This window comes from Hyphomonas sp., assembly GCF_046313975.1.
Lineage (GTDB): Bacteria > Pseudomonadota > Alphaproteobacteria > Caulobacterales > Hyphomonadaceae > Hyphomonas.
Genome location: NZ_JBKBXB010000025.1, coordinates 39,191 through 47,387, shown reverse-complemented (window position 1 = coordinate 47,387; position 8,197 = coordinate 39,191). Strand labels below are relative to the sequence as shown.

6 protein-coding genes and 1 pseudogene are annotated in these 8,197 nt (G+C 62.1%); 4 read left to right on the top strand and 3 right to left on the bottom strand.

All coding sequences use genetic code 11. The features are described 5' to 3' along the window. On the top strand, positions 1–214 hold a 214-nt coding region (locus tag ACK4TE_RS10280), incomplete at its 5' end, for a hypothetical protein (RefSeq protein ID WP_409911418.1). 172 nt (positions 215–386) lie between these two features. Here ACK4TE_RS10280 and ACK4TE_RS10275 read toward each other — a convergent pair. After that, entirely contained in the window at positions 387–647 is a 261-nt protein-coding gene (locus ACK4TE_RS10275; RefSeq protein WP_409911417.1) for a hypothetical protein, read from the bottom strand. A gap of 811 nt (positions 648–1,458) precedes the next feature. Next, positions 1,459–1,827 (bottom strand): annotated as a pseudogene (locus tag ACK4TE_RS10270) (integrase core domain-containing protein); the annotation flags it as partial. Positions 1,828–1,918: 91 nt separating this feature from the next. Here ACK4TE_RS10270 and pelA point away from each other — a divergent pair. Genes pelA through ACK4TE_RS10255 form a run of 3 tightly spaced genes read left to right on the top strand, consistent with a single transcriptional unit; the run spans position 1,919 to position 5,177 of the window. Next, a complete protein-coding gene (gene pelA, locus ACK4TE_RS10265) occupies positions 1,919–3,082 on the top strand; it encodes a pectate lyase (protein ID WP_409911416.1) in 1,164 nt (387 codons plus the stop codon). Further along, the gene (locus tag ACK4TE_RS10260) at positions 3,073–4,623 is read left to right on the top strand and encodes a carboxylesterase/lipase family protein (RefSeq protein ID WP_409911415.1); all 1,551 of its coding nucleotides are present in this window, start codon (positions 3,073–3,075) and stop codon (positions 4,621–4,623) included. The genes pelA and ACK4TE_RS10260 overlap by 10 nt, the downstream gene beginning before the upstream one ends. A gap of 26 nt (positions 4,624–4,649) precedes the next feature. Beyond that, positions 4,650–5,177 (top strand): hypothetical protein, encoded by a 528-nt coding sequence (locus ACK4TE_RS10255; RefSeq protein WP_409911414.1) that lies wholly within the window; start codon positions 4,650–4,652, stop codon positions 5,175–5,177. A 167-nt stretch (positions 5,178–5,344) separates the two neighbouring features. Here the strand turns inward: ACK4TE_RS10255 and ACK4TE_RS10250 are convergent, their stop codons facing one another. Next, positions 5,345–8,194, bottom strand: coding sequence for a TonB-dependent receptor (locus tag ACK4TE_RS10250; protein ID WP_409911413.1), 2,850 nt, complete (start codon positions 8,192–8,194; stop codon positions 5,345–5,347). Between the last annotated feature and the right edge of the window lie 3 nt (positions 8,195–8,197).

The following is an 8,197-nucleotide window of genomic DNA, read 5'->3' as shown; positions in this document are numbered from 1 at the left end:
GGGAAGTCCATACGTCATCGCTTTCCTTGCCCATGTCGAAAACTGGCAGGCAATCCTGTCGAGCGCGGCGGGGGCGGTGTCGCAAGCCGACGAAATTGCACCTTATCCGGAAGACTTCTCCCGACGGATCGAAGAAGCCTACCTTGACGTTGCGCGCCGGCACACAAAGCTCGTCGGCAAGGTCCGCGGAAAGGGTTTGCAGAAGCTGACGTAAAATCGAAAAAACCGAGATTGGGTCGTCGCTTCGAATCTGGATTCCTGATAGGGAAAAAGGACGCAAAAATATTCCTACTGAAATTCCTACAAATCTCCCTACAAATCGAAAATTAAACACCCCTAAGTGCTTGATAAATAACGTAATTAAATTTTGGATGGAGCGCTTCGCCCTATTCGGTCTGCCGCTTTGGATTTTCAGAATCTGTGTCATTGGTCGGCAGGTACGCGTTCAGCCTGTCTTTGCGGCTATTTCGCTCCTTAAGCTCCGCTTCGAGGCGTTCAAACAGCGGCCAATATGCATCACCGTAACGGTCTATAAGCCTGGCTAAGGAGCGGACAGCTTTCTCGAGTTCGGCATCGCTCACAGCCATCCGAACCGCTTGATCACGCACCTCAGGCGAAAAATGAGGTCTCTGCTTCTTGTCTGTCATTGGGCCACTCTCTCAAAGAAAATAGCCTCAGGCAAACCTGGCGCGGTTGGCTTTGCCGGTAATGGCAAACCGACGCCCGTGCCCTGATGTGTCGTGACGAAATCGGCAAATCACATTAGTAACGAACTTGTCGCTGATGGGCAGCGTCGAACTCAGACAAAAAGGAGAACGTGCACTACAGTTTGCACTACAAGTTGCCGACTTTTTGCACTACAATTGGCGAAACGTGACCGACTAATAGGTTGAAAAACATAGGATTTTAGGTGGGTTTTAAGGCGCGTCACTCGCGCCATCTGGCACAATGGTATTCAATAAAATCAAGAACGTAGGGCGCAGCCCAAACTGCTGATCCCTTCGCCCCACAGGCGATGGATGGATCGGTTTGACTCAGCAATTGGCTCTATCTGGATTGAATTGTTTCCAGGGGCTTCTTGCATGAGCTGGCCGTCGTTTTGAACGAGCCTGCCTGTAAAGATCCCATTGAGCGCGCGAGCCCCAACTTGAAGCGCTCGCCAGGGCAGGGGTCTGGCTATTTCATCGCGTCCAGGTCTTCAGGGCAGAGGCCCGGATACCGAACACAGGCATGGTGATGGAGAGCCGCTGACGTTGGGCTTTCGGCCGGCGAGAAAGGCGCTGCACCCCGTGCAAGAGTGCGTATCACCGCTTAGCCAAGGCGCGCATCGATTGCCGGACCGTGGCTTGTCCGGGCATCATGCATCCGTCAGCATACGGAGTTCATGCCTTGCTGCCGGTGGATCGTGTGCGGAGTCCATCACTCATTCTGGTCCTGACCCCGACTTTGGTCCGACCGTCATGCGACTTTTCGGGCTGGTTCAAGTAGGGCCGCAAAGGCGCTTGGCGTCAAGTTTCCAAGCGCGGAATGCGGCCGGTTTTGGTTGTAATCATCTCGCCATTCATTCAGCCGGCCTCGGGCGTCGGGCATTGACAGGAACCAGGCGGCGTTGAGGCACTCCTGCCGAAGCCGGCTGTTGAAGGTCTCAATGTAAGCATTATCCGTGGGTTTTCCGGGCCTTGAGAAGTCGAGTTCGACCTTGTTGAGATACGCCCATTGATCGAGCAGCCGCCCGGCGAACTCCGGACCGTTGTCGATTCGAATGCTTCGAGGTTTTCCCCTCAGCCGGGCGATCCGGTCGAGTTCGTAGATCACCCGGAAGCTGCGGGCGGCAAGGTCTTGCTCCCTTGACCTTGTGATACCGGTATCATTATTCTTGTTTCCAAGCGCTCGCAGGTGCGCGCGAGGGAGCAGGGATATGGTGCGGTTCAGGTTGCGCCGGGCGGTGCTGGCTGCCCTCGTGGGGCTGGTGACTGCCGCCCCGGCGGCGGCGCAGGCCCTGCCGCTGGACGGGTTCGAGGATGCCATCCATCACTCGCAGATGAAGCGGGGCGCGGCTTATCCGCGTCACGCGCCGGAAGATGTCGCGGCCATCGCAGATAACCTCCTGCTGATGCAGCGCGATCATGGGGGCTGGGTGCAGAACCTTGATCCGCTGCAGATCATGACGCCGGAAGACGAAGCGGCACTGCTCGCCGCCAAGGCCGAGCCCGGTGGCAGCTTCGACAACCGGAACATCTTTACACAGATCGAATACCTCGCCGGGGCGTACGCGCAAACGGGCGATGCGCGCTACAAGGCCGGGGCAGAGGCGGGCCTCGGCTACCTGCTGGAACACCAGTTCGAAACCTGCGGAGGCTGGCCGCATACGGTGCCGGCTCAGAATGACTATCAGGGCCGGATCACGGTGGCAGATGAGGTCTTCTCGGGGCCGCTCACATTGCTCCGGCGCATTTCAGAGGGCGCGGCGCCCCTCGACATGTTCGGCGAGGCGCAGCGCCTGAAGGCGTCGGAAGCCCTCTCGCGCGGCGAGGCCTGCCTTCTGCGCCTGCAGGTCCGGCAGGAAGGCCGTTTGACCGGGTGGGCGGGGCAGTATGATCCCGAAACGCTGGCGCCGATGGGCGGGCGCAGTTTCGAGCTGCCCGCGATCGTGTCCCAGGAGACGGTGGAGGTGGCGCGCTACCTGATGTCCATAGATAATCCGTCCACGGAAGTCATCGACAGTGTCAGGGGCGCCGTGAGCTGGCTGCAGGATGTTGCCCTTGAGGGCGTCCGGCTCGAAACCGTGCCGCTCGAAACGGGCGCGGAATATGCCTATCACAATGCAAAGTTTGACCGGCGGCTGGTTGACGACCCGCAGGCGCCGCCGCTCTGGGCCCGGTTCCATGACCTGGAAGACAATTCGGTCGTCCTCGCCAACCGGGACGGGTTGCGCGTGGTGCGCTATGACCAGATCCACCCCGAGCGGCGCACCGGATACAGCTGGTATGGAGACTGGCCGGCGCGGCTGATCTCGAAAGACTATCCGAAATGGGAATGCCGCGTTGCCGGCACGCGCCCGGATGGCAAGCCGTGCCGCTGACGCGCCGGCACCTGCTGGCCGCACTTGCGGCCGCGCCGCTGGCAGGCCGGGCAAGCGCCGGAACGGATCCCGCCGTGTACACCACGAACGGCCCGGTGCGCGGCCTGCGGGAGAGCGGCGTCTGCGTGTTTCGCGGCGTGCGCTACGGCGCTGATACGAGCCTCACGCGTTTCGCCCGCCCGGCCTTACCGCAGCCTTGGATAGAAGCCGTTCCGGCCACGGAATATGGTGCATCCGCACCGCAAAGGGGCGGCGAGGGCGCACAATCCGAAGATTGCCTTTTCCTGAATATCTGGACGCCAGGCACCGGCGATGGCGGGCAGCGGCCGGTAATGGTCTACATTCATGGCGGCGCCTACAATTCCGGCTCTGGGTCTGATCCGCTCTATGACGGTGCGCAGCTGGCTGCCGCGGGCGATGTCGTAGTCATCACGATCAATCACCGGCTCAATGCGTTCGGATATCTCTATCTCGAGCCGTTTCCGGATTCCGGCAATGCGGGGCAGTGGGACATAATCCTCGCGCTGCACTGGGTGCGCGAGAACGCAGCCGCGTTTGGCGGCGATCCATCGCGCGTGATGGTGTTCGGCCAGTCCGGCGGCGGCGCGAAGATCGCAACGCTGATGGCCGCGCCGGCCGCGGCGGGATTGTTCCATTCGGCCGCGACCATGAGCGGGCAGCAGGTAACCGCGTCGGGCCCGCTCAACGCGGCGCGGCGCACGCGGGCCTTCCTGTCGGCCCTGAAGCTGAAGCCGGATGAAGCCGCACAGCTCGCGGCGATGCCGGCCGCGCGCATCATCGATGCTCTCGGCACGCGTGACCCGCTGGACGAAACGCAACCGGTCTATTTCGGGCCGGTGCTCGACGGGCGATTGCTGACGCGCCATCCCTTCTGGCCGGACGCGCCCGCGCAGTCCGCCCGCATCCCCATGATCCTCGGCAATACGCGCGACGAGACGCGCACCCTGATCGGGCGGCGCGAGCCGGAGATGTTCGATATCAGTTGGGACGATCTGCCGGCAGCTCTGGCGCGGCATATGCGCAGCGATATCGATCCGGCACTCGTGGCGGCTGCCTACAGGGAGGACTATTCCTCCTATACGCCGGGCGAGGTATTCTTCGCGGCGACGACGGCGGGCCGGTCCTGGCGCGGGCAGGTCGAAGAGGCAGACGCGCGGGCCCGGCAGGGCGCCCCGACCTGGGTCTACCGGTTCGATATTCCGTGGACGGAGGATGGCGGAAAATGGGGCGCGCCGCACACGGTGGATATCGGCTACGCCTTCGGAAATCTGGATGCAGCTGGTGCGATGCCCGGGGAGGCAGCCGCAGCGCGGCGTGTCAGTGATCAGCTAATGCAGGCCTTCGTCTCGCTCGCCTCGTCCGGAACGCCCGACCATGCGGGCCTCCCGCGCTGGCCGCAACATCGCATTCCGGCGCGCGAGACGATGATCTTCGATACAGAGACCCGGGTTGAACGCGACCCGCGCGGCAAGGAGCGGGCGCTGTTCGCGGCCGTGCCCTTTATCCAGTGGGGCAGCTGATGCCCGCCAGCAACAGGAGACAGCTTATGAAAAACGTTTACTGGATGGCCTCGGCAGTCCTGCTCGCCGGTGTTGCATCATGCGGCGATGCGCCGGCACCGGCAGCGGAGGTTGCTGCGGAAGTAGAGATCACCGAGATCGCGCCTGAAGACCTTCCCGCAGATGTGCGCGCCCTCGCCGAAAGCGCGGCCGAAGGGTTTATCGTTTCCGAAGTTCTCCGGAAAGTGCGCGACGGGCGCACCTATTATGATGTTGAAGGCGGCCTGCCGGATGGCAGCGAGATCGAGTTCGATATCCTGATGACCGATGCCGGGCCGGAGATTGTGGAGATACAGCGCGATCTTGACTGGGCGAATGTACCGGAGGCGGTGAGGGCAGCGGCAGACGCGGCGGCGCAGGGCATGTCTCCGGCGCGCGTGATCGAAAGTACGCAGACGGACGGTGTCATAATCTATGAATTGTTCGCGCCCGGCGCGCCTGTAGACCCGGCCATGGAAGTCTCGCTCAGCCCGCAGGGCGACGTCTCCGTACTCACAGAGCGCTGGCCGCACTAGACCAAGCCACGGCTCACCTTCCCGGCCACTGGCGCTCGCGCGCCGCTCGCCATCATATCCGTACACTGAAATAAAACCGCCGGCTCGGGGGCGAGCCGGCGGCCGGGGATGAGCATGAAGGCAGGTGCGGAGGGAGGGTTCGTTCCGCACCTGTCGCCGTTCAGGCCCTAATAGCGATACCGGATGCCGAAGACGAATTCGCGGCCGGTATGTTCATAGTTCAGGCTGTTCTGCCGGTCGCTGTTGATCCAACGCTCGTCATACACATCCGTCAGGTTGATGGCCTCGAAGGTCAGCTCGATCTTGTCGGTCAGCTCGTAGGATGCCGAGAAGTCGAGGTTCAGCGTTGCGGCCTTGCCTTCCACGTCATTGCCGCTCGCGGCAGGAACGGTGGTGAGGTATTCGTCGCGCCAGCTGCTCGAGATACGCGCCTCGAACGGGCCGCGCTCGTAGTAGAGCGTTGCCGACAGGGATTCCGGCGACTGGCCGACCAGCGGCTGGGTGACCGTTGCGCCCGAGTTGACGTTGATGATGTAGTCAAACTCCGAGTCGATCTTCGTGTAGCTGATGATGCCGCCAAAGCCCTGGAGCGGCTCGGGGATGAAGTCGAAGTTGAACGGCGTTTGCGCCGTCACCTCGACACCGTTCAGCACACCGCCCGGCGTATTCACGAAGGTGGTCACGTTGAACAGGTCGTCCGGCGTGACACCCGGCCCGAGCAGGGAGTTCGGGAAGCCTGTTTCCGAGTACGGAATAGTGCGCAGAAGCCGCTGGTTGAAGCTCTCGATGTTCTTGCGGAACAGAGCAACCGAGAACAGCGCCTCTTCATATGGATACCATTCCAGTGAGATGTCCACATTGTTCGAGCGGATCGGCTCGAGAAACGGGTTGCCGGCGGTCAGCGACAGGCCGGGCGGGCTGCTATCGATAGAGCCGCCAGGTGTCAGTGCCGTGAGATTGGGGCGCGCCATGGTCTTGGCCGCCGCGAAGCGCAGGAGCACATCTTCGAACGGCTCGAGCACGATGTTCATAGCCGGCAGCGTGTCTTCATACTTGAAGTTCACGGTTTCCTCGGCGCCGCTCAGAATGCCGAAAGAGGTCAGGTCTGTCTCGACATATCTTACGCCGATATTGCCGCGGATCGGAACGTAGCCGAGATCGGCATTCCAATCGACCTGGACATAGGCGCCTGTCGATTTCTCGATCGCGCCGCGGGTTTCACCGTCAAAGCGCGTGAGCCGCCAGTCGCCATACTGGTTGATGCAGTTACAGTCGAAGCCCGTGATCTGCCGAACGGCGTTGAGGTCCGGAATGATCCAGCTCGTCGGTGTGCCCGCCGGCAGGTCCATGCCCTGGCCGAAATTCGTCAGCACAGTCGTGTAGTCCGCCAGCGTGTAGCCATTCGCGGCGAGCGCCGTCAGCGTTGTCGCCGTCACGCCTTCGCTGGCCTTGCGCCATTCCTTCACGTCAAAGCCGAATTCCTTGTAGGAAACGCCGCCGGTGATCGTGAAGATGTCGTTGATGTCGTAGGCGAGATCCAGCCGGCCGGTCTCGTAGGAGTTCAGCGTCTTGTTCGGCCGCAGGCGGATGATCGAAGCATCGCCAAGGGCGGTTGAGGACGAGAAAACATAGTTGGCCGGATTGTTGACATCGAAGTTGTAGTTGAAGAACGGCAGGTTGGGGTCCGAGTAATCATACTGGTAGCCGTCGATGTCATAGGCTTCAAGTGAGATGGTCGTCTGCTGCGGGTTCTTGCCGATTGCGCGCGAGACACCGGCCATGCCGGACAGGCGCAGCTTGTCGGAAATCTCCGACTCGAAGCTCAGCGAGTTCTGGAAAAATTCGGTCGCCAGAATGTCGATCCGCTGCTCAGTGCGGACATCCACATCATTGAACGTTCCGGAAACCAGGGTCCGGTTGTCGTCCAGGACGCCGGAGACGAGATCGACAGTCCGCAGCCCCTGCACACCGGCTTCGCGGGCGAAGGAGATGACTTCCAGGAACTCTTCCGAGCGGGTCTGGTCGAGCTGGGCGTAGAGCGAGTCGAATGTGATCTCGGTACCGGCCCAGGGCTCGAACTGGAGCGCGCCCGTGACGCCGAGCCGCTCGCGGTCATATCCGATGCGGCCATAGCGCGGGATGCGCGGATGGGCGCCGTTCGCGGCGGCCGCCGCTGCAGCCGCGCCGGTCAGCACCGTGCCGTCGGCTGTCGTGATGGTGCCGACTGACTGATAGCAGCGCGTGAGATTCACGAACGGGGCCACGCATCCATCGTCTGCCGGAACGCGGAAGCGCAGGGAGCTGGAGCCTTCCTCGAACGTGTTGCGCGTAGAGTAGGCGACCGAGAGCAGGCCGCCGAGGCGGCCGTCGAGCCAGGTGTTCGACACAAGGGCCGTGATTCTCGGATCAGTCTCTTCCGACAGGTCGTTATAGGAGGCCTGCGCGCCGGTTGCGAAGGTGAAGCCGTCATAGTCGAAAGGCTTGGCGGAGCGCAGCTGCACCGTCGCGCCGAGCGAGCCCTCATCCGTCTTGGCGTCCTGAGACTTGGCCACTTTTACGCTAGTGAAGAGGTCGGCTGCGAAAACGTTGAAGTCGAACTGCCGGTTCCGGTTGGCGCGGCCATCGCGGCCGCCCGTGGTCGCCAGCGCTTCCATGCCATTGATCTGCACCCGGACGAAATCCGAGCTCAGGCCGCGCACGTTGATCGAGCGGCCTTCGCCGCCGTCCCGGTCGATCTGGACGCCGGGTACGCGCTGCAGGGCTTCTGCAAGGTTGAGGTCCGGAAAGTCGGCAATGTCTTCTGCGCTGATCGCGTCGACGATCCCGGTTTCATTGCGCTTGACCGCAATGGCCTGCTGAAGGCTCTGGCGGAAGCCGGTGACGACCACCGTTTCCTGCCGGGCCTCGGCGTCGCCGGAAGTGTCCTGCTCCTGCGCGGCGGCGCCGCCAGCCATCAGGCCGACAGCCGCTGCGCTCATCAGCAAGCGGAAATTGAAGCTGGTGTCTCTGAAACGCATCTT